This is a genomic window from Paenibacillus oleatilyticus (assembly GCF_018998565.1).
Taxonomy (GTDB): domain Bacteria; phylum Bacillota; class Bacilli; order Paenibacillales; family NBRC-103111; genus Paenibacillus_G; species Paenibacillus_G oleatilyticus.
Map to the genome: position 1 here is coordinate 93,262 of NZ_JAHNZO010000026.1, position 21,696 is coordinate 114,957.

A 21,696-nucleotide genomic window follows, 5' to 3' on the forward strand; every position below is an offset into this window, starting at 1 on the left:
CAATTCAATAGAAGTACATCATCGCACGCTAACAAACGGAGACGCACATGACGCCTCCGTTTTTTTGTTGCAGTCCCCCGCGCACCGCCAAGACCGAGAACCAGCCCGAAAAAGGCAAGCGGCGAGGTGCCGTACCTTCCGCTTTCGCTAAGCCACTTCAACGCGCCATCAGAATAAAGCGGACATGAAAGTTGGTTTCCCTATTCACTATCGCCGCTCTTGTGGCGAAGTATACTATATACATATCGTTTTACAAGGGAATCGCACATTCCTTATGTCACGTTGGAAGAGGGTGGGGGTATGTCGCTAAGTAACTACATTATGGAGTCCAAGTCGTTTTGTGACCATGCGGGGATGAATCCGAAAGAGATTCCGTTTCCCAAAGTCGTGATGACGCCGAAAGAGCTGGAGGACAAGCGTCAGGACTACGAGGAAATTTTGTCCGTCGTCCAGTTTTTTGGAAACAAAATTTTGGATTCGATGAAGGGCACGCCGATCTTGTTGTCGGTTGCCGACGCACGGGGATTCATCCTGCATATGATGGGGGATGAAACCATCAAGAACATGATCAATCAGCTTGGCATCCGCACCGGCATTCAATTCTCCGAGGAAGTCATGGGCACCAATGTGGTGACCCTTTCTTTGAAGCACAGCGGCTACGCCATCCAATTGATCGGTCCCGATCATTACCACGAATACCTGCATCAAACCGCCTGCTACGCCGTAGCTTTTCATTATACCGATGCCAACAATTTGCTCGGAAGCCTTATCATTATGACAGCGCTCGAATACCAGAATCCGCTGATGGTGACCATGCTGTCCACCACCGTGGACTCGATCGAGAGGGAGCTGATGCTTCGCAAGCAGAACCGCAAGCTGGACATTATGAATCAGATTCTGATGGACAACACGCGCAACGGCATCATTATCACCGATAAAGAGGGGGAAATTACGGATTTTAATCATTTTGCTCAAGACCTTACAGGTCTGTCCAAAGAGCAAACGCTGGGGAGGTCGGTGCTGTGTCTTGAACCCATGGGGCAATACATCTATGATGTAATCCGCCACGGGAAAAAGTACGAAGATATTCAAATCAGCTTCGAGCGCAAGGGAAGCGGGACGCGCACGGTGTGCCTGTTTGACGCGTTCCCGATCTATGACGAGTATAAGCGGCTCATCGGCGCCTTCGGCCAATTCCGGAACATTACGGACCGGTACGAGGCGGAGGAGAAATACAATTATTTGGCCAATCACGACGATCTGACCAAGCTGCCGAACCGGAGGTACTACAAACAAGTGCTTGTCCCTCTGCTGGAGCGGGCGAAGCGAGGGCTCCATCCGTCGGGCATCGCCATTATGTACCTGGATCTCGACCGCTTCAAGCTGGTCAACGACACGCTGGGGCATTCCAACGGAGACCTGCTGCTCAAGCAAATTGCCGAGCGGCTGACGTGCAGTCTTGAAGCGACGGATCTGGTGGCGCGCATGGGCGGCGACGAATTTATGTTCCTGTTCCCGATCGTGACGGACGAGCAGCAGGTCGTCCATCGGGCCGAGCGCATTCTGAGCCTGTTCCAGCATCCGTTCAACATGAACGGGTACGAGTTTCATATTACGGCCAGCATCGGCATCGCGTTCTACCCGGACGACGGTCTCGACATCGAGATGCTGATGATTCATGCGGACACGGCGATGTACCGGGCGAAGCAGCGCGGCAAAAATCAATATGTCATCTATTCCGACGACATGCAGACGAAGTCCCACGAGAAGATTAAGATGGAGACGTCGCTGCGCCGAGCGATCGACAATAACGAATTCGTGCTGTATTACCAGCCGCAAATCGATATCAAAACCGGAGATATCAAGGGCGCCGAGGCGCTGATCCGCTGGATGCACCCCGAACGCGGGCTCGTGTCTCCTTATGAATTCATTCCGTTAGCCGAAGAAACCGGACTTATTATCCAGATGGATCAATGGGTACTGCGCACCGCTTGCATGCAGAACAAGAGCTGGCAGGAAAAAGGACTGCCGCCGATGCGCGTCGCCGTGAACTTGTCCTCCCAGCAATTTTCCAAAGAATATTTGGCCGAGACGGTCAAAAGCATTTTGGAGGAGACCGGGCTTGAACCGAAATTCCTTGAGCTGGAAATTACCGAAACGATGACGATGGATGTGGAGCATACGATTCCGACGCTGCGGCAGCTGCATGGTCTCGGGGTCCAGATCAGTATCGACGATTTCGGAACGGGGTACAGCTCGCTCAATTATTTGAAAAAGTTTTCGATCGACCGCCTGAAGATCGATCAGTCGTTCGTGCGGGATATTATGACGAATTCCCACGATTCGGACATCGTCGGCACCATCATCGCGATGGCGCACAATCTGGGGCTGGAGGTTATTGCGGAAGGCGTCGAAGAGAAAGACCAGCTCCGTTTCCTGCAGTACCAAAAATGCAACGAAGTGCAAGGATACTACTTCAGCGAGCCGATCCCGGCAGAGAAGTTCGAGCTGCATTTTCAGGAGCTGCAGGAGAAGGTCAAAAGAAAATATTGATGCTTTCAAAAAAAGGGGATCACCATGAAAACTGTGGCTCAATTATTAGTGGAGCATTTGATTCGATGGGGCGTTACCCATGTATTCGGCATCCCAGGAAAGCCGGTGACGCCTCTGGTCATGGAGATGGACCGGCAGGGCATCGCCTTCGTGCTGAGCAAGCATGAAGGCGGTGCAGGGTTCGCAGCGGCGGGGTACGCTTTCGAAGGCGGGCGGCTTGGCGCGGCGCTGGGCACAGCGGGGCCAGGCGGCGTCAACATGCTGACCGCCGCGGGACAAGCGAAGGCGACGGGCGTTCCCGTCCTGTTCTTGACCGGGCAGCCGCCGATCAAAGAGATCGGCAAGGTGCTCGGGCAGGACAGCACGCTGTTCGGCACCGACCTCGTCAAGATGTTTGAGCCGGTAACGAAATTCAGCGCGCGCGTCGAGCGCGGCGAGCTGCTGGAGACGTACCTGCGCCATGCGATCGAACAAGCCTGCACCGGGGTGAAAGGCCCCGTCCATCTCTCCATCCCCTTGGACGTTCTGACAGAGGAAGTCCGACCTTTTCAAATTCCGCTGCCGACGCATTATCCGGCCATTCTTTCCGCTAACCTTGATCAAGTGATCGAATGTCTTGATGCAGCAAGGCGTTCGGTGCTGTTCGTGGGCGGCGGCGTACACGCTTGCCGGGCCTACGAAGAGCTCCGGCAGTTGGCCGAACGATGGAATATTCCCGTGATGACAATGCCAGGCGGCAAGGGCGCGTTCGTATCCAGGCATCCGCTGTCGCTCGGACCGTTCGGTCTTGGTGGCAACGAGACGTCCAAAGCCTATATGAGCGAAGGCGTCGACGTAATGATTGTCGTGGGCAGCCAGCTCAGCGACCTGGAGCTGCCCGGACTGACGCCGGACATGTATCCGCAGCGGATGATCCATTTCGACTACGAGCCGACGTTTATCGGCAAAGCGGTACCCGTACCGGTGCTCCCGGTGCTTGGAGACTTGAAGCGCAATCTTCAGGAGCTGCTACGGTTGACGGATGGCCGTCGGGTAGAGCTTACAAGCTCTTATGCCGAGGTTGCAGCCGCGTCGAAACCAGCCGCCGAAGCGGAGGAGCCGGCGGAGAGCCACTGGCTAACAGGACGGCAGACGATGCGCGTCTTGCGGTCAGCGCTGCCGAAGGAGGCCGTGGTGTACGGCGATGCGGGCAGTCATTCCTTTTATGCGGTGAAGCACTTGGATATCGAGGTGCCGGGGACGTTCTACTTCGAAGAAGTGTATGCGACGATGGGCCGCGCGATCGGGTATGCCGTCGGCGCCCAGCTTGCGGAGCCGGACAAAACGATCGTCTGCCTGACCGGGGACGGATGCTTGTTCATGAACGGCACCGAAATATCGACGGCAGTGAATGCCGGCGCTCCGGTCATTTTCGTTGTGATAAATAACGGCAGTCTGGATATGGTGGAGAAAGGGATGGCCCGGCATCTGGGCCGCGCGATCGGGACGAATTATACGGTGCCGGTGCACGCCGCCAAGTTCGGGGAAGCGATGGGAGCGGAAGCGTTCCGCTGCTCGACCGAAGCCGAGCTGCATGCTGCGGTGACGCAGGCGCTGGCGATGAGGCGTACGGCCGTGATCGAAGTGATGGCCGACCCGCTGGAAATTCCGCCGACGATGGCGCGCGGGTAACCTTGTTAAGACCATGAATACATAAGCAGAGGTGAGTACGATGGGAAGCGAAGACCGGTTGACGAACGCCGAACGGTATGAACGAGGTATGAAGACGTTAGTGGAGATGGTCGGAGAGGAAGGAGCGCAGACGATCGGGAATATCGGCGCTTTTTTCCCGGATATGGCGCATCAGATCGTATCCTTCGGATTCGGCGATTTGTATTCGCGCAAGACGCTGGACCTGAAGCAGCGGGAGATCATTACGATCACCTCGCTCATCACGCAGGGAGCGACGGAGCAGCTGCCGTTCCATGTGCATGCAGCGCTGAACGTCGGCTTGACGCCGGAGGAAATTTTGGAGATCGTCCTGCACTGCGCAGGCTACGCCGGGTTCCCGAAAGCATGCGGGGCCTTGAATGTGGTCAGCGAAGTGTTTAAAGCACGGAACATTACACCGGTTACGACGTAGAATGCTAACGGTCCAAGTGCGCTTAGGAAAGCGCAGCTTGGGCCTTTTTTTAATAGCACCAATGATTAACCCCAAGCTTGAATCGTTCTTCGTTCCCTGACGAGGTAAGCTAACGAAGCCAAATGCGCTAGATCCAAACATCATTGGGTGCCCTTAAATGTGACTCAGTCTTGCCAGTGTTTACGATACCTCTAGGCTCCACCAGCATGACATGGCACTCCTTGTCGGCGAATGGTTTATGTTCAACTCCTCTGGGGACAATAAACATCTCGCCTTGGGAAATTTTCACCCGCCCATCCCGAAAATCAATGAACATCTCCCCTTCGAGTACGATAAAAACCTCGTCGGTATCTGGATGATCATGCCATACAAAGTCCCCTATAATCTTGGCCAATTTAAATTGATAGTCATTCATTTCGCCAATGACTTTCGGAGACCAGTGACCGCTGAACTTGGATAATTTTTCAACGAAATTAATAGCTTGATAGCCGATAGGAATCCCTCCTATTTCTGGTATAAAACATCATATTCGTCAAAACCGTATAGGTATCCTGCCCGTTCGCTTAACAAGTCTAGTCTTGCTTTTTAGTCATCATCAATTGGAGAGAAACATGAAGAAGAGATAAGAAGGGTTATATCATCTTATGGAGGGGAATAGTAAAAATCGAAAGGGTGGAGCCGGAAAATAACCCTTTTGCAGATGATTTTAACAAGAACAATGCTGAGGCATGACATTATGAATATCAATGCACTAGGTAGGAGGATATACATTAACTTGGAAATGACACCTCAAATGTTGAGCCAACGCCTAAATTGCCGATAGAATAGCCGAAACCGCAATAAGAAAAAGGATTAGGCCGCGAATTTTTCGCACCTAATCCTTTGGTTTTTACGCCTGAATATAAAAGTTTAAATCCTGCCCGTTTTTGACAGGTTCCTGCGTGAACGTATAGCCGTGCTTGACGACTTCTTCCGGGATGTTGCGGAAAGCCGCCGGACAGTCGACAATCACATGAAGCAGCTCCCCCTTCTTCATGTCCCGTAAGGTTTCCAGCGTATAAATAACAGGGTATGGACAAGATTCCCCTCTAAGATCCAACGTGAAATCAACTTCAACCGACATTGTTATAGTCCCCTTTCTTGAATCCAACGCCGAAGCGATAGTTTTTTTGCCAGTATACGGCTACGGCATATCCGATACCCAGCAAGATCAAGGTCACCAGCAGCGCGCCGGCTGGCCCCATGGTCGTGAGCAGATTGATTTTGGCGCCGTTTTGTACGAGCACGTTGTAGACACCGAGATGATCCCAGGCGTAGGCGAGGGCCGTGGCCCCGATAATGTTGCCGATAAATACGGGCAGGAACACGATTTGTCCTTCCATCAGCCGGTACATCATGCCTGTCTCGCAGCCGCCAGCCAGTACGATGCCGATGCCGAACAGCACGCCGCCGACAAATGTGCTTGGTGCGGCGATCTTGGTAATCGGGTCCAAGCCGTAAATCAGGATGATGAGCAGTGTCGCCACGGAACTAATTGCCATGCCGACCGTGATTGCTTTCGTCATGGTGGCCCGCCCGCTGATCCATAAATCGCGGAACGCAGATGTAAAGCAAATTTGCCCTCTTTCAATCAAAATGCCGAATGCAGCCCCGAATAGAGCGGCTACGCCCAACATCGTGCGGCCGGAGATAAAAAAGTAAACGATAAGACATGCATATAACAATGCAACGACGGTCCCGGCAATGGGTTGAATTTTTCTGGCCTTGGCAGCGCTTTGGGCTATATTGCCCTTTTGCAGGACAGGCTTGCCTTTCCACCATCTTGTATTGACGATTTTAACGCCCGAGTAAGTGCCGATTGCGGTAGCGATCATAAATATCCAAGCATGAAATGAAAACTGAGGCACGCCGGTGAAGAGGGCAGCCAGATTGCAGCCTAGCGCCAAACGGGCGCCAACACCCGCGATGAATCCGCCAATCAGCCCTTGCAGCAATCGGCGCTTTTGCTTCGGAACTCTTATCTTGAAATTATTGCTGAGCAAGATCATAATCAAGGCGCCAATGAACATGCCCCACACGATCCAGCCGTCTGTTCTGCTGAAGGTCGTTCCGTCCATGCGAATCAAGCCGTAATAGGCCCAATTGGAAATATCCACGCCGAAAAGCTGTAAAACGTGACCTCCCAAACGAGTAAATTCGCCGGTGACAGCCCATACGGTTCCGGTAATTCCAAAGTAGAGTGCGCTCAGAATACCTGCAATTCCCATCGCGGCATAGGGGCTCCAGTAATTGTTGAGCAATTTGCCTAACATGCGTTTCATTTTTCATATCCCTTCAATCTGTCAAAATGCAATCCTTGTCCGGTTTGTATGCGGCAATACGCTTCCTACTATATAGGCGGAGTGAGAATGCCATCTCCATTTTACTACAATCGGCGTCAGTTGTGGGTGATACGATTCATATAGAAAGAAACCGTCAGCTCTATAAGCTGCTCATTGATGTGTAGGATGCGGGAGGAAATCGAGGAGGAAGGTGCCTTTTTTTGCATACCTAAGATAGCGCCAACATAGGGTGTGCGTAGAAAATAGATGGCTCTACAGCCGTATAGAAGGCTGCGCAGGTATGTTATTTATTGGTCGCGTCTTCTTTCTCGTTTACCGAGACAATAAGTTGGTCTACGGTAATATCCAAGGCTTCGCAAATTTGCTCTAACGTGCGAATGTAGACTCTGTCTACGGAATCGGAACAAAGATGGCTAATGGTTGCGGGGCGCATATTCATTCTTAATGAGAGCTGCCGCTGGCTAATTCCTCTTTCTTCTAACAGTTCCTTCAATCGGATTTTGATTTTCATATGGTATTCCTCCGCCAAAGAGAAGTTACGTTTAACAGTATAACTCACAATTACTATAGCATAAGAATCAAAAGATATCATTGAAACTTACGCTTAAAGGTAATATAATATTTACATACTCTTAAGGGTAAGACTCATAAAAGTATCAAAACATTGATAGGAGGGACAAATATGGAAGGTGCAGCCAAGCATAAGATCTTGTTGGGCGAAGAAGCTAAGCTGCTGTTGCAGATTCAAACGTGCCAAGAAGTTATTTTCACACTCAAAAGTATTGTTCGTCAGCGTGGAAAATCGTTGCATATGTTGACAATGGAAGATATCCTCACGCTCATTCACCGAATGGAGATGGATTTCCGGGTTGAATTACTCCATGTGAACCTTGAGCAAGCTCGGCAAGATAGTAAGTATCATTAGAATGTGCGGTATCCCTAGATTCAAGCTCAAGCTCGGCGAACAGGAAAAAATTTCTTGACAACAAATTAGTTAGGTGCCATACTATATTCATGGCTAAAGATAACAAAGTTTGGAATCAGAATGACGCGATTCCCTCGCTTGTCCAATCGAAGCAGCAGCTTGAGCGTTATGGGCTGGACGTTGACGCACAGGCCATTCTTGTCGCTACCAGGCTGTTGGCAGCAGGAACGAAGCTTGGGCATGCCTCCGAGGTCCATTTTGCAAGATTCGGTTTATCGACAGGGCGGTACCGTGTGCTGGTCGAACTGGAGGATAACGAGGGAGAAGCGTTGCCGTCGCAATTGGCGGAAAATTTGGGTGTTACGCGCGCTACAATGACAGGGCTGATCGACACTCTGGAGCGGGACGGACTCGTATCCCGCCGGACCAGCGCTCAAGATGGCCGCCAGAGATCGGTCGTTCTGACCGAGGAAGGAGCGAGGCGGCTTCAAGATATGGCCCCGGAGCACTTCGCGAGGCTGGAAGCGATGGTTGGCCTTCTCAGTATCGAGGAGCGCGGCGTATTTCTTGACCTGCTTGGGCGGGTAACGCAAGGCATCTCGGCACTTACGGACGAGACGATCAAACCGGACAAACCGACGGGCGAATTCAACAAAAAGCAACACGGAAGCAAAGGGTAAAACGGGCTAGGTTCACTAGCCCATTTTCACCTACATATAGTTAGGTTCCTAATTATATGCGGCATAAATAAGTGTCGAACAACATGAGTACAAGAAAGGAGCAAGTGCATGAACAGGATGGAATCCGTAGATAAGCGGGGAGGCGCTCCTTACATCGCGTCTGCCGGTTGTCGCGCAAAAAGCTTTGTGCTGTGGCGGGAAGTGGCCATGGCCTATATCTCCCCCGCCGTCATGGCGGGAATCGGAGGATTGGTTACCGGCGACAAGGGGCTTCAAATTGCGGCGCTGACCACCATTGGCGGAGCATCGGCCTTGATCGCCTGGATGTTGGGCCTCTGGCTGCGAAGCGCGGGAGGCAAAAATCGTTGGGTTGCCGGTGCGAATCGCCTGATTGTCACGGGGACTTTTACCTTGGGCGGTATTGCCTTCGGTTTATTGGCTGCCTGGGTGACGGCTTATTTGTTCGGGATCGTGCGGCCGTTTGATCCTGCGGCTTGGGTTGATCGGGTATGGCTCGATTTCCCGATGTCCGGAGCGATAGCAAGCACAATCATGCTCTGGCGCTGGCGGCTCGCCGCAGCCAAAAACTAATTAATCAAAGGAGAAGATAAAGATGATTGTTATTCTAGGAGCAACAGGTACGATTGGCAGTGCGCTTGTGAAACGTTTGGTTGATCTCGGTGTGCCCGCGCGGGCGCTGAGCAGAGAGCCGGAGAAGCTGCGTCATCAGCTTGGGGAGTGGGGCGGATCGACGATTGAGGTTGCAGCAGCCGACGCAGCCGATCCTGAGTCGATGCGGCGCGCTTTCACAGGGGCCAGCCAGCTTTTCATGGCGATGTCCAACAGTCCGAGACAGGTGGAGCTGGAGACTTCGATCATTCGTATGGCCGCCGAAGCCGGAATCGGGCATATCGTAAAAGTATCCAGTCCCGCCTACGACCCGAGCGCCCCGGTAGCCGTCGCGGGATGGCACCACAAAATCGAGAAATTTTTGTCCGAATCCGGACTCACGCCTACCGTGCTGCGTCCTTACGCGTTCATGCAAAACCTGCAGCGTCTGGCGCCGACCGTTATCCACCAAGGGGTATTCTACGGCTGCATGGGCGATGCGGCGTGCAATTTCATCGACTGCCGGGATATTGCGGATGTTGCCGCAGAAGCGCTGACCAACCGTGAGGCCGCCGGCCATGTGTACACGCTTACCGGGGCGGAGGTTTTCAGTTATCCGCAAATTGCGGACAAGCTGTCTGCCCTGCTCGGCAAGCCGGTCCGGTACATCAATATGGACCCCGAAGCGCTGCGCCGCGATCTGATGGAGTTCGGCCATATGCCTCTCTGGCTCGCGAACCATGTGGCGGAAATCCAGTCTATGTCGGTGGCGCTGCCGGAAAAGCCTACGGATACCGTGAAGCGTCTGCTCGGCAGAGAGCCGCGTACGCTGGATGCTTTTCTGCGCGAGCATGCGGATATGTTCAGGTAACGTTTACGGCCTGGTGTGCTTCCTTGAGAAGCCGCCCGGGCCGTTTTTTGCTTACCGGCTCAAACTTTAAAACGGTGGATCGATTGCTGAAGCTCTTGAGCCATCCCCGGCAAATGCCTGGCCGACGCCGCGATCTCCGCCATGGCATCGAGCTGCTTGCTGCTGGCTCCGGCGATAGACGCCTCGTCGGCCGCAAAAAAGGCTCGTCAACAGATTTAGGGGCGCATGGCTATTGAACGATAGAAATATTAAGCGGGTAAAAGCGATAATGTTCGTGATTTTATTTTGTATTGGACGAGATTACAGGGTATTCGTTTAATTTTTGTGTAAAACACGAACAAAATTAACAGAATCCCTTGACGCCGATCTGAAATTCCGGTAACGTAATTTACGTAAACCGAATAAGCGTCACAGATGAGACTGTTCGTATATCTTCGGCATGACGGGCCGGGGGTCTCTACAAGGAACCGACAATTCCTGGCTACGAGCGGCGGGTTTTCCATACCCGTTCGAGGCCGGGATTTTTTGCGTCTCCGGACGGGTAGGCACGAGATTATTCGTTCGATGGAGGGAAAAAGAAGATGAGCAATCGCTTTGATGTGATTATTGTTGGGGCTGGACCGGCGGGGATTTTTGCCGCTTATGAGCTGACGATGAAAGCGCCTCACAAGCGCGTTTTGTTAATCGATAAAGGACACGATATCGACAGCCGCCGGTGTCCGATTCTGGAAGAGAAGATCCGGCTTTGTCCTCCCCCGGCGGGGAAAAAGGAGTACGCGGGCTGTCTGCCGGCCTGCTCGATTACGGCCGGGTTCGGCGGAGCGGGCGCTTACAGCGACGGGAAGTTCAACATTACGACGGAATTCGGCGGATGGCTGACCGATTATTTGCCGCCGTCGCAGGTGCTGGAGCTTATTCGTTACGTCGACGGCCTCAATCTGCGGCACGGCGCTCCGGATACGATCACCGACCCGATGACGGAGGTCGTGCGCTCGATCGAGCAGCGCGGCTACGCGGCCGGACTCAAGCTTCTGCGGGCGCAAGTCAGGCATTTGGGCACCGAGAAAAATTTGCAAATTCTGAAGTCGATCAACGACTATTTGAAGCGGCATATCGAGATGCGCTTCAAGACGGAAGTGGCCGACGTGCTGACGGTGAAAGAAGCGGAAGGCTACCGGGTGCAAGGCGTCGTGCTATCCAGCGGCGAGGAGCTGGAAGCGGACGCTGTGATCGTCGCGCCGGGACGGGACGGTTCGGCTTGGCTGACGGAAATTCTCCGCAAGCGGCGCATTCCGATGTTCAATAACCAAGTGGACGTCGGCGTTCGGGTGGAGACGTCCGATGTTGTCATGCGCGAGATTAACGAGCATTTGTACGAGGGTAAATTTATTTTCAACACATCGGTCGGCACACGGGTGCGGACGTTCTGCAGCAATCCGTCGGGGCACGTCGTGGTCGAGAACCACAGCGGCGTCATGGCGGCGAACGGGCATGCTTTCAAGGACCCGGCGCTCGGCTCGCTCAATACGAACTTCGCGCTGCTCGTCTCCCATCGGTTTACCGAGCCGTTCGACAAGCCAAACGAGTACGCGCGGGAAATCTGTAAGCGGGCGAACGATTTGTCGGGCGGCGGTGTGATCGTTCAGAAGTACGGCGACATCATTCGCGGACGGCGCTCGACGGCAGGGCGTATTCAGGAAGGATTTCTGGAGCCGACGCTGAAGGAGGCCGTTCCGGGGGATCTGGGCCTCGTGCTGCCGTACAATACGATGAAAAGTCTGATCGAAATGGTCGAGGCGCTGGATAAAGTGACGCCGGGCATCGCATCGGACCATACGCTGTTCTATGGTGTGGAGGCGAAGTTCTACTCGGCCCGGCCGAAGCTGAGCGAGCACCTTGAAACGGTGATCGGCGGCTTATACTGCGGCGGCGACGGCGCGGGTGTGACCCGGGGGCTGGCCCAAGCGGGTGCAGCCGGCGTGTGGATGGCCCGGTCAATCGTGGAGCGGATGTAGCGGAGGCGACATGCGAAAGCCGACGAAGCCGGGGGGTGATTCGGCTTTTTCGCTAGCCGGGCTTCGTCTGAGGAAGCCATGGAAGACTGTGCCACGCCACATGCATAAACGCAGAACTTCCGGAACATCCTGTAAACCGACAATCTTATCGGGAAGGAAGCCGAATCCATGACCGACAACGATCCAATTGCTCTGCCGGAGGAAGCCGCACCGCCGTATGCGGCCTCCTGCCGGCTATGCGAGCTGGCGAATCAGCGGACTCGCGTTATATGGGGGGAAGGCAATCCGGAAGGCCGGGTCATCATGCTGCTGGATAATCCCGGGGCGCGGGAGGACCGGGAGGGCCGCGCTTTCGTCTGCGGTACCCGTGCCACGCTGCAGCTCGGTGCGGCGGAGGCGGGACTCGATATGAACGACGTTTACGTGACCTATGTGTTGAAATGCCGGCCGATTCGCAAATACGACAAAGAAGCCGCGAGGAATAGCTGCCGGGCACACTTGCTTTCGCAGTTGGAACTGAAGCGGCCGAAGCTTATGATCTGCTTGGGGAACGTGGCGGTACAGGCGTTTTTTCAAGATTCGGAAGCGGAGGTCAAACGGCTCAGGGGGAGCTGGTACGATATCGGCGGGCTGCCGACGACCGTCAGCTACCATCCGCTCGCCGTCCGGCGCAGGCCGGGACTTATGCGTTTGTTCGTGGAGGACCTGAAACGGGTAGCTGTAAGGTCCGCTGAAGCCGTCACGGAAGCAAGTGCCCCGTCAGACGGACCACGGTCGGAGAAGGGGAGCTGACGGATCGAAGAAGTCCGTCTCGCGGTTCGGCCGCGGTGACCCGCAAGAGGGAAGCTGTGCTGGTTTGCGATGCGTGATCGGGTCAGATGTGCCTATCCGTAGAAACGGCTCCGGTGAAAAGCCGAATGATTAGCTTGTCCTTCCTCGGGGTAAGAAGCTGTGTAGCGGAAAGCTGCCAGAGGCGCCGATTCGGGCGGGCCCGCGTCGAAGCGCGGCAGGCCGTCCGGCTTCGAAACGCCGACGAACCGCTTGTCGGTTCGTTACCAACCGAGGAGGTCATGACCATGAACAACGAGAAAAAAATCGTAGGCGTGTTTCAGACCGAGCAGGAAGCGATTCGGGCTATCGAAGGCTTGAAAAGGCAAGGTTATCGGGCGGATGAGATATCCGTGATTGCGAAGGATAAGAAGGACGTATCCGCCGTGGCGGATCAGACCGGGTCCAAAGCGCCGGAGGGTGCCGCGGCAGGCGCGGCTACAGGCGGCATGCTGGGCGGGATCGCCGGGCTGTTGGCCGGGATTGGCGCGCTCGCAATCCCGGGCGTAGGGCCGATTATTGCGGCTGGCCCAATTGCGGCGACCTTAACCGGGGCGGCTGTCGGCGCGGGGGCCGGCGGGATCGTCGGTGGATTGATCGGCATGGGAATTCCTGAGGACGAAGCGAAGCGCTACAACGAATTTGTGAAGGAAGGGAGCATCCTTGTGCTTGTAGACTCCCGGGCTGACCTTGACAACGAGGTATACGATACGTTCCGTGCCAATAACTCGAGGAATGCGAGCACCTACGATGCCGATTACGGAGCGGAAGTCGGGTCCCGCAGACTGCGTTGATCCGCCGCGTTCTTGAGGAAGCTGGTGTTCGTGGAAGCCTTGTCCGGGTCGTATTCCCGGCCGGGGCTTCTTTTCGTCTATTACTTGGTATGTCTCTCATTACATGTCTTTATGGGTCTGGCCCGAGACGGAAGCGGCGGTTGAAATGAAAAAACGCCAGTCCGACGGGGAATGGCGTCATTTTGCTGTGATGGACCTGGCCGGGGCTGCGGAGCCGACCTTATCCGTTGCCGGTATCCTCAGGCGGGGCCTATTGCCGCGAGAAGCCTTCCTCCGCTAAATACTCTTCGGCTTCTCCGTACGTCTCGAAGGCCGCTTCGAGATTCAAGCCGGCGTAGACGCACCACAGCTCATTTTCGTACAGCAGCAGCAAAGTCTGCTTATCCGGGCCGATCCAGGGTTCTTCAATCTCCGCGTCGCCGGTAACGGCTTGTTCCTTTTCCGTCTTGGGCGCAAGGGAGCGGATCGAGGCTTCGACAATCGATCGAAGCTCGTCTGCGGTGAAATCCCGGATGTTCACCATTCCCCGCTCATCGATGTCGTAACCGGACAGATGGCCGGCATAGACGAAGCCGTTGCCGTTCGGATGCAAGTGATACACAACGGTCTTCTTGTCATGAGCGCTCTGCTCGTAGTGGTAGTTTACCCGGCCCAAGGACACGTTTTTCCTCTCCAGCTCCGCAAACGATTCGATTACAGCGATCTTTTCCTCAAACGTCAGCATGTTTTCCTCTTTCCACCAGATAAATTTTGAATAGATGTCAATTATATTATACATTATTTTTAGAGTAAAAATAACAAATAGTGAAAGGTTTTTTGAAGTTTTCTGACGCTTATTGTAATTTGCGGAATTTTGTCAAAAAAAACGGTTGAAAGTGGAAGTCGATACCTATAGAATAAAAAACAACTCATTATTTCAGTATTACGTTAAAGCATAGAAGGAGATGGAGATGAATCGATGACTGTAACTACACTGACTGCCGAAAATCTAAATCCGTTTAAAATCGCCCAAAGGCAAATCGAGCATGCGGCTTCTCTACTAAACTTGCCCAAAGAGGCCGTAGAAATTCTGAAGCACCCAAAACGGGTGTTGTCCGTCACGTTCCCCGTGAAGATGGACAACGGCGAAGTTCGCGTATTTGAAGGCTACCGCTCCCAGCATAACGATGCGGTCGGTCCGACGAAGGGCGGCATCCGGTTCCATCCGGACGTAACGCTGGACGAGGTTAAGGCACTGTCGATGTGGATGAGCTTCAAATGCGGCGTTGTCGGCCTCCCGTACGGCGGCGGCAAGGGCGGAGTCATCTGCGACCCGCGCGAAATGAGCAAGGGCGAGCTGGAGCGCGTCAGCCGGGGATTCATGGAAGCGATCGCCGATATCGTCGGACCGGAGAAAGACATTCCGGCGCCGGACGTGTATACCACCCCGCAAATTATGGGCTGGATGATGGATACGTTCAGCCGTTTGAAGGGCTTCAACAGCCCGGGCGTCATTACCGGCAAGCCGCTGATTATCGGGGGCTCGAAGGGAAGAAACGAAGCGACGGCCCGCGGCTGCGTCTTCACGATTCAAGAGGCGCTGAAGGATATGGGCAAGACGCCGGAAGGCGCGACGGTAGCCATTCAAGGCTTCGGCAATGCCGGCCGGATCGCGGCGAAGCTGCTGTCGGAGCTGGGCTGCCGCATTGTGGCCGTCAGCGACTCGCGCGGCGCGATTTACGACCCGCAAGGACTGGATATGAACCGCGTGGAGGAGCTGAAGGATCAGGGAGACCTGTCCGCATACGGCGCGTCGTCCGCCATTCAACCGGAGAAGCTGCTGGAGCTGGATGTCGATATTTTGGTGCCGGCTGCGCTTGAGAATGTCATTACATCGGCCAATGCCGCGCAGATCAAAGCGCGCATCGTGGCGGAAGCAGCCAACGGACCGACGACGCCGGAAGCGGACGAAATTTTGTTCGGCAACGGCGTGAAGGTGATTCCGGATATTTTGGCGAATGCCGGCGGCGTGACGGTTTCCTACTTCGAATGGGTTCAGAACCTGATGAACTATTACTGGAGCGAAGAAGAGGTAAACCTCAAGCTCAAGACGGCGATGACGGAAGCGTATCGTGCGGTTCAAGATCTGGCGACTCAATACAAAACCGATCTGCGTACGGCCGCTTACATGATCTCGATGGAGCGGATTTCCAAAGCGATGGAAGCCCGCGGCTGGGTGTAAGCGCACAGGCTGAATCGAATAGGCAATAAAACAGTCGCCGTCAGCGGCCTTGTACCTTTCCTTGGTACAGAAGCGCTGGCGGCGTTTTGCATGATGCCGGGGGTCGGTTTGGAACAGCAGCGGGACTGAAGCCTCCGTTCAGGCCTGCGCTGCAGAAGGCCGGCTGGCTTCGCGCTTGCTCCGGCTGCGGAGATGTACCCAGGCGTAGCCGGCGGCCACGAGTGCGGCGATCGTGATGTTCACCCCGATCAGCGACTGGTAGTTGCCGAAGCTGTCGAACAAAAATCCGGCGATCAACGCCCCGATAATACCGCCCGCTTGATGGAACAGCAGAAGAAAGCCGGTCTGCGTCGACGTTCCTTTGAGCGTCTCCCCGGCAAGCAGCAGTCCCCCCGGAATAGCGCCGATGTAGGTTGCGCCGAACAAGACGGAGAACAGAACCGGAGACAAATCCAGATGAAACCAGAGCAGCATGAACCCGAGGACCCGGAAGCCGTATAATACGGCCAGAGCGAGCGCCCGCGAAATACGGTCCAATAAATAGCCGAACACGAACGAACCGGCCACCTCCATGACCCCGAGGAGGCTGAGCGCCGATGCGATCATTGTGCCGGGAACGTGCGCATGCTGATGAATGGCCACCATGTTCATTTCGACGGTGCCCATATTGAACCCGCAGGTGAATAAAGCGAACATGACGACCGGGATAACCGGGGAGCTGAAGTAAGGCGCGAAATTCTCCCTCAGCCTGCGCAGCGGAAGCCCGGACCGGGAGGGGGCGGCTGTTTGGCCCGTTTCTTCTGGCTGACCTGAAGCTTCTGCGGCCTGAGCCGGCGCTCTGGAGTCCGTCCCTTTCCCGGAATTCCTCCCGTCACGGATGAACAACAGCGTACTGGGGAGAACGAGTCCGATCCCGAGTGCGGCGGTGATAAGGAAGGCGTATTCCCACGTAAGCTGTCCTTCGTAGCTGATGAAAATCGGGCTGACGATAGCGAGGCCTAGCGGCGAAGCGCTGTTAATGATCGTCATGGCTTTCGCCCGGTGGCGCTTGAACCAATGGAGCACGAGCGTGAACACTGTGGTCGAACCGATCCCGACAAGACCGGTAATGATGCCGTAGCCGATAAAGAAGGCGACGGGATGATGTACGAAAAAGACCACGCTGGAGCCCGTCGCACCGAGCAGCGTACTGAGCACCATCACCTTTTTGACACCGAAACGATCGACCAGCCACCCGCCGAGCGGCATACACAGCGCAGCGATCAGCAGGTTCAGCGACCAGGACAGCGAAATGAAGCTGCGCCCCACGGCGAAATCCTCGGTAATGGCTGCTTGGTAGTATGCCATGACGAATCGGGATAACGCTGCAATACAGCCGAAAACCCAGAGGACCGCGAGAAGCCCCCAGGCGTATTTTTTCTCCCCAAACCACATTCATGAGCCCTCCCTGACCTGACGATTTTGTTCTAATGAGAGCATAAAAGAGCTGGTGAAGATTGTATGCATCCAATTGGAGGGTACCATCTTCAGCCAATTTGGCGTATACTGGGGTAACCTGGAGGGGATGCGTGTGAACTGGAGGTTAGATACGGATAGCCGGGAACCGAGGTACCGGCAAATCGCCCGTTATTTTGAACAGCAGATCGTTTCCGGTCAACTGCTGCCGGGTTCGGCGCTGCCGACGGAACGGGAGCTGTCCGTGCGGCTCGGCATTAACCGCAGCACCGTCACGGCGGCTTACTCCGATTTGCGCGCATCAGGCTTCGTGCAGTCCACGCAAGGGAGCGGCACGCATGTAAGCGAAACGTTATGGGGCGATACACCGAAGCGCGGCTTGAATTGGCACTCATATGTTAGCGGAGGCTCGTTTGTGCCGACGCTGGCGATTGTCCGGCGGATCCGGGAGATCGCAGCAGCTCCCGATACCATCGTTTTCTCCAGAGGAGAGCTGTCGGCCGACCTGCTGCCGTCAGAGCAGCTCAGCGCATTGCTTCGGGGGTTAACGCTGTCGATGCCGCTTGATTATGCCAATCCGAAAGGAGAAGCCGAGACGCGGGAGGCGATCTCCGCGCATCTGAAGGAGCAGTACCGGGTGAATGCCGCTCCGGACGAAATCTTGCTGACATCCGGTGCCCAACAGGCTTTGCATCTCGTGACGCACTGTCTGCTGAACCCGGGCGACGCGGTCGGGCTGGAAGGACCGTCATACGCTTACTCCCGCGCGCTCTTCGTCTCGGCAGGCTTGCGTTTGTTTCAAATTCCAGTGGACGAGCACGGTCTCATTCCTGAGGAAGTGGCCCGGTTGTATAACAAGCATAAAATCCGGATGATCTTCGTCAATCCGACCTATCAGAACCCGACCGGAACGACGCTCTCGCTTTCCCGCCGCCGGCGGCTGCTGGAGCTGTGCGAGGAGCGCCGCATCCCCATCGTCGAAGACGACCCCTACAGCTTGTTAGCGTTGGAAGGGGCTGCACCGCCGCCTCTATCCCTTAAGGCGCTATCATCCGGAAGCGGCTATGTGCTATATATGGGCACGCTGTCCAAGATGGCCGCGCCCGGTTTCCGCGCTGGTTGGATCGTAGCTCCGGCAGGTGTCGCGAGCCGGCTGGCCGAAGCGAAGCAGGAAATGGATTACGGCTATAGTACGATCCTTCAAGAGGTGACGAAGCTATACTTGACGTCGGGCGTATGGCAGGGTCACCTCGCAGACCTGCGTCAGGCGCTGACGCGCCGCCGCAACCGGATGCTGACCGCGCTGCAGGAGCATCTCGGGAATCAGGCCGAATGGATCGTGCCACAGGGCGGCTATTACCTGTGGTGCAAGCTGAACCGGAAAATCCCAGACGGCGAGCTTGTCCGGGAGATGGAGGCTCACCGCGTCGCGGTCATGCCCGGCAGCGTATACGGCGCGGAGGGCAGCTCGTTAAGGCTGTCGTACGCCCGGGAACCGGAGAACCGGATCGAGGAAGGCATCCGTCGTCTCACCGCCGTTTTGCGCCGCCTGTGATCCGGGGTTCTGGCTGAGAGAACATTTGCTTGAAACTTATTGCCAGGTTCAATCGTCTAATAGATGACGGTCCTTCTGTCCAAAGACGTCTGGAGCCGTACTTAGGCACCGTACGCCGGAAGCGGGTGAAGCTTGGCGCTTCTATCGTTGGCGAACCTAAATGATATTGGAGTTGAAGAAATGAAGTTTTTGAAAAACGTTATCCTCATCGTGCTTAGCTGCATCGTGAGCTACTGGCTCGTTGGCGGGGCGTTTATCGATTTGTTTTCCCGTATGAAACATTAGGTTTGGGTCCGAAAAAGCCCTCCGCTTGCAGCGGAGGGCTTTTTCGTGCGTCTGGCGGTTGATGTTGTTCAGACTACCGGTTTACTTTACCGGCTCACCGATTCGGTTCCAATAAGCTTCGAGCTCCTGCCGGAGCTTTGCGCTGATGCCCGTCATCGGCAGGCGGAGAGCCTCCGAGGCGATAATGCCCCGATGAGCCAGAATCCACTTCACCGGCGCCGGGTTCGATTCCTTGAAGAGAAGCCGGATGAGCGGAAGCAGTCCTTCGAACATTTGTTTGGCGCCGTTCGAGTCCCCTTCGGCGAATTGCCGGTGCATTTCTACTAAAGCTTCCGGCACTACGTTGGAGGCGGTGAGGATGCCGCCCTTGGCCCCGCAGCAAAGCATCGCGTAAGCGTAGGAGTCGTCGCCGCACAGCACCGGTTTGCTGTTCAAGCGGGACAATTCCGTAAGCAGCTGAATGCCGCCGGAGCTATCCTTCAGACCGATCACCCCATCCAGTTCGAGGATGGCTCCGGCCGTCTGTGCCGTCAGGCCCACCCCGGTACGGGACGGGTTATCGTAGGCGATGACGGGGACGCCGACTTCCGCCGCTTTGCGGAAATGGGCGGCGATGCCTTCCTGCGACGGGCGGTTATAGTAAGGGACAACGATAAGCACGGCATCCGCACCCAGCCGTCTCGCAAGCTCCGTACGCTTCACGGTCGAAGCGGTATCGTTCGTTCCGGTGCCGACGATTACCGGCAGCTTCCCGCCGACTGCGTTCTTGGCGGTCTTTACCAAAGCCTCGACTTCTTCCCATGCTACCGTCGGCGATTCTCCCGTCGTCCCGTTGACGACCAGGCCATGGATGCCGCGGTCCGCAAGCCAGCGAACATGCCGCTCGAATGAAGTTAGATCTACGGCGCCGTTACTGTCGAACGGGGTGACGATCGGGACGTAAACACCAGTTAGCTGCTCTTGGGTTAGCATTTTTTACATTCCTCCATGGGGTTCGAATAATTTTTCTTTGGCTCTACTTTACCATGGTTTGAATCATCGGAGTTAGCTATAATAAGTGATAGTTATCATCAATAATATTGATAATAGGGGCGAACATCACATGGATCTGACATATTTTCAGACGTTTCGCGAGGTTGCGAAACGCCAAAGCTTTACCCGGGCCGCCGAGGAGCTTGGCTATGCGCAGTCCAGTGTCACCATGCAAATTCAGAAGCTGGAGCGGGAATACGGCGTTTCCTTGTTCGAGCGTCACGGCAGGCTGCTTCGGCTTACGCCGCCCGGCGAAGTGCTGCTGAAGCTCGCCGTGCAGATGCTGGATTTGTATGCGCAATCCAAAGAAATCGTAGGAAAACAGGTCGGCGGGACGTTGACGATCGGCACGATCGATTCGCTGGCGGCTTACTACCTTCCGCCTTATTTGCAGCAGCTGAGGGAACGGTTTCCCGAATTGAACATCCATATCCAAGCGGAACGCGAGTCGCTGATCGTCAGCAAAGTGAAGGAGGGGGAATTCGATATCGGCCTGCTGCTCGACGGCAAGCCGGTCGACCCCGCTCTTCGCTGCGAGACGATTCGGGAAGAGCCCCTGGTGCTGATTGCGCCGCCCGGCCATCCGCTCACGCAATTATCCGGCGGTGTAAGCGTAGATCATCTGAACGGAGTCGAGCTGATCATGTCGGAGGAAAGCTGCAATTACCGGGGTATGTTCGAGAACGTATTAAGAGCGCACAACGTCTCGTTTCTCATCCGCTTTGAGCTGGGTAACCCGGAGGCGATCAAGCAGTGCGTGATGAACGGGCTCGGCGTGGCCCTTCTTCCGCAGATCGTCGTCGAAGAGGAGGTGCGGCGCGGGCGCCTCCAAGTGCTGCCATTTGTCCACCCCGATATTCGGTTTGATCTGCAGCTGTTTGTCCATCCCAAGAAATGGATGTCGCAGCCGCTGCTGGCGTTCATTCGTCTGCTGAAGCCGTGAGGAATGTAGGTAGCCTGGAGAAATGCCAAAAGAGGGGTTCGCAGCGAACCCCCTACCGGATGCCCGTGATTTAAGAAAAAAAGCCCAGGCCGCCGCCCGGGCCTTGTGCCTCGAATTAGAACCAGACGGCACAAGATACGATTACCAACAAAATAAACAACACGAGGATTACGCCCGTAGAAGTAAAACCGCCAAACCCTTTTACGCAGCTCATACATCCATCCTCCTCCCGTTTGACCTAGTATACCTTATGATTGTCGCGGGCCTGTTGATTGGGTGGGAGGGAAAATGTGCGTTAGCGGAGATGCCCAAGAATAGGGTAGGACGGGCTGCAAAGAGAGCGTTTTTCGACGGGCAAGCGAAAAAACCACCGTTGTTAGGTTGGCCCCTGAACTGTAACCCGTAAGATGGACACTTGAAAAAAAGTGACCTCTTACGGTTTTTTGTGCTTTAATCATACTATCGA

Annotated in this window: 21 protein-coding genes and 1 riboswitch; of the genes, 13 read left to right on the top strand and 8 right to left on the bottom strand. The window is 55.0% G+C overall.

Annotated elements, in window-relative coordinates:
* Positions 1-300: 300 nt before the first annotated feature.
* From KQX66_RS27250 to KQX66_RS27260, 3 genes are read left to right on the top strand one after another with little or no spacing between them, the layout of a single operon-like run.
* Positions 301-2,553 (top strand): putative bifunctional diguanylate cyclase/phosphodiesterase, encoded by a 2,253-nt coding sequence (locus tag KQX66_RS27250; protein WP_216796018.1) that lies wholly within the window; start codon positions 301-303, stop codon positions 2,551-2,553.
* A 24-nt stretch (positions 2,554-2,577) separates the two neighbouring features.
* Positions 2,578-4,224, top strand: a complete 1,647-nt coding sequence (locus tag KQX66_RS27255) for a thiamine pyrophosphate-binding protein (RefSeq protein WP_216796019.1) — start codon at positions 2,578-2,580, stop codon at positions 4,222-4,224.
* Between the two features lie 40 nt (positions 4,225-4,264).
* Positions 4,265-4,675: a carboxymuconolactone decarboxylase family protein gene (locus tag KQX66_RS27260; protein WP_216796020.1), complete on the top strand. Its 411-nt coding sequence runs from the start codon at positions 4,265-4,267 to the stop codon at positions 4,673-4,675.
* Between the two features lie 127 nt (positions 4,676-4,802).
* Here the strand turns inward: KQX66_RS27260 and KQX66_RS27265 are convergent, their stop codons facing one another.
* The 4 genes from KQX66_RS27265 to KQX66_RS27280 all read right to left on the bottom strand — a co-directional run bounded on the left by KQX66_RS27265 (position 4,803) and on the right by KQX66_RS27280 (position 7,528).
* Positions 4,803-5,168: a cupin domain-containing protein gene (locus tag KQX66_RS27265; protein ID WP_216796041.1), complete on the bottom strand. Its 366-nt coding sequence runs from the start codon at positions 5,166-5,168 to the stop codon at positions 4,803-4,805.
* A gap of 396 nt (positions 5,169-5,564) precedes the next feature.
* On the bottom strand, positions 5,565-5,798 hold the full coding sequence (yedF, locus tag KQX66_RS27270) for a sulfurtransferase-like selenium metabolism protein YedF (RefSeq protein ID WP_216796021.1): 234 nt from the start codon (positions 5,796-5,798) through the stop codon (positions 5,565-5,567).
* Positions 5,788-6,996, bottom strand: a complete 1,209-nt coding sequence (gene yedE / locus KQX66_RS27275) for a selenium metabolism membrane protein YedE/FdhT (RefSeq protein WP_216796022.1) — start codon at positions 6,994-6,996, stop codon at positions 5,788-5,790. The genes yedF and yedE overlap by 11 nt, the downstream gene beginning before the upstream one ends.
* 304 nt (positions 6,997-7,300) lie before the next feature.
* Positions 7,301-7,528, bottom strand: a complete 228-nt coding sequence (locus tag KQX66_RS27280; protein ID WP_216796023.1) for a helix-turn-helix domain-containing protein — start codon at positions 7,526-7,528, stop codon at positions 7,301-7,303.
* A 171-nt stretch (positions 7,529-7,699) separates the two neighbouring features.
* On the opposite strand from KQX66_RS27280, the gene KQX66_RS27285 reads away from it, so the two are divergent.
* The 7 genes from KQX66_RS27285 (at position 7,700) to KQX66_RS27315 (ending at position 13,739) form a co-directional block, all read left to right on the top strand.
* Complete coding sequence (locus KQX66_RS27285; RefSeq protein ID WP_216796024.1) at positions 7,700-7,942, top strand: hypothetical protein; 243 nt, start codon at positions 7,700-7,702, stop codon at positions 7,940-7,942.
* Between the two features lie 89 nt (positions 7,943-8,031).
* Positions 8,032-8,622: a MarR family winged helix-turn-helix transcriptional regulator gene (locus KQX66_RS27290; protein ID WP_216796025.1), complete on the top strand. Its 591-nt coding sequence runs from the start codon at positions 8,032-8,034 to the stop codon at positions 8,620-8,622.
* Between the two features lie 108 nt (positions 8,623-8,730).
* Positions 8,731-9,213 carry a hypothetical protein gene (locus KQX66_RS27295; RefSeq protein WP_306665894.1) on the top strand — a complete coding sequence of 161 codons (483 nt, stop codon included), beginning with the start codon at positions 8,731-8,733 and terminating at the stop codon, positions 9,211-9,213.
* Between the two features lie 22 nt (positions 9,214-9,235).
* Complete coding sequence (locus tag KQX66_RS27300) at positions 9,236-10,102, top strand: SDR family oxidoreductase (RefSeq protein ID WP_216796026.1); 867 nt, start codon at positions 9,236-9,238, stop codon at positions 10,100-10,102.
* A gap of 404 nt (positions 10,103-10,506) precedes the next feature.
* A riboswitch (purine riboswitch) is annotated at positions 10,507-10,606 on the top strand.
* A 77-nt stretch (positions 10,607-10,683) separates the two neighbouring features.
* Positions 10,684-12,117 (top strand): NAD(P)/FAD-dependent oxidoreductase, encoded by a 1,434-nt coding sequence (locus tag KQX66_RS27305; protein ID WP_216796027.1) that lies wholly within the window; start codon positions 10,684-10,686, stop codon positions 12,115-12,117.
* A gap of 168 nt (positions 12,118-12,285) precedes the next feature.
* Positions 12,286-12,909: a uracil-DNA glycosylase gene (locus KQX66_RS27310; RefSeq protein ID WP_216796028.1), complete on the top strand. Its 624-nt coding sequence runs from the start codon at positions 12,286-12,288 to the stop codon at positions 12,907-12,909.
* Positions 12,910-13,193: 284 nt separating this feature from the next.
* A complete protein-coding gene (locus KQX66_RS27315) occupies positions 13,194-13,739 on the top strand; it encodes a general stress protein (protein WP_216796043.1) in 546 nt (181 codons plus the stop codon).
* 250 nt (positions 13,740-13,989) lie between these two features.
* Here the strand turns inward: KQX66_RS27315 and KQX66_RS27320 are convergent, their stop codons facing one another.
* Positions 13,990-14,463, bottom strand: a complete 474-nt coding sequence (locus tag KQX66_RS27320; RefSeq protein ID WP_216796029.1) for a hypothetical protein — start codon at positions 14,461-14,463, stop codon at positions 13,990-13,992.
* A 234-nt stretch (positions 14,464-14,697) separates the two neighbouring features.
* Here KQX66_RS27320 and KQX66_RS27325 point away from each other — a divergent pair, with 234 nt between their 5' ends.
* Complete coding sequence (locus tag KQX66_RS27325) at positions 14,698-15,960, top strand: Glu/Leu/Phe/Val family dehydrogenase (protein WP_216796030.1); 1,263 nt, start codon at positions 14,698-14,700, stop codon at positions 15,958-15,960.
* Positions 15,961-16,098: 138 nt separating this feature from the next.
* Here KQX66_RS27325 and KQX66_RS27330 read toward each other — a convergent pair whose 3' ends face one another.
* Positions 16,099-17,394, bottom strand: coding sequence for an MFS transporter (locus tag KQX66_RS27330; protein ID WP_216796031.1), 1,296 nt, complete (start codon positions 17,392-17,394; stop codon positions 16,099-16,101).
* 136 nt (positions 17,395-17,530) lie between these two features.
* Here KQX66_RS27330 and pdxR point away from each other — a divergent pair, with 136 nt between their 5' ends.
* Positions 17,531-18,970, top strand: a complete 1,440-nt coding sequence (pdxR, locus tag KQX66_RS27335) for a MocR-like pyridoxine biosynthesis transcription factor PdxR (protein ID WP_308647284.1) — start codon at positions 17,531-17,533, stop codon at positions 18,968-18,970.
* A gap of 366 nt (positions 18,971-19,336) precedes the next feature.
* Here pdxR and dapA read toward each other — a convergent pair whose 3' ends face one another.
* The gene (gene dapA, locus KQX66_RS27340; RefSeq protein ID WP_216796032.1) at positions 19,337-20,227 is read right to left on the bottom strand and encodes a 4-hydroxy-tetrahydrodipicolinate synthase; all 891 of its coding nucleotides are present in this window, start codon (positions 20,225-20,227) and stop codon (positions 19,337-19,339) included.
* A gap of 130 nt (positions 20,228-20,357) precedes the next feature.
* Here dapA and KQX66_RS27345 point away from each other — a divergent pair, with 130 nt between their 5' ends.
* On the top strand, positions 20,358-21,230 hold the full coding sequence (locus tag KQX66_RS27345) for a LysR family transcriptional regulator (protein WP_216796033.1): 873 nt from the start codon (positions 20,358-20,360) through the stop codon (positions 21,228-21,230).
* 115 nt (positions 21,231-21,345) lie between these two features.
* Here the strand turns inward: KQX66_RS27345 and KQX66_RS27350 are convergent, their stop codons facing one another.
* Positions 21,346-21,444, bottom strand: coding sequence for a hypothetical protein (locus KQX66_RS27350; protein ID WP_054974735.1), 99 nt, complete (start codon positions 21,442-21,444; stop codon positions 21,346-21,348).
* Positions 21,445-21,696 lie beyond the last annotated feature (252 nt).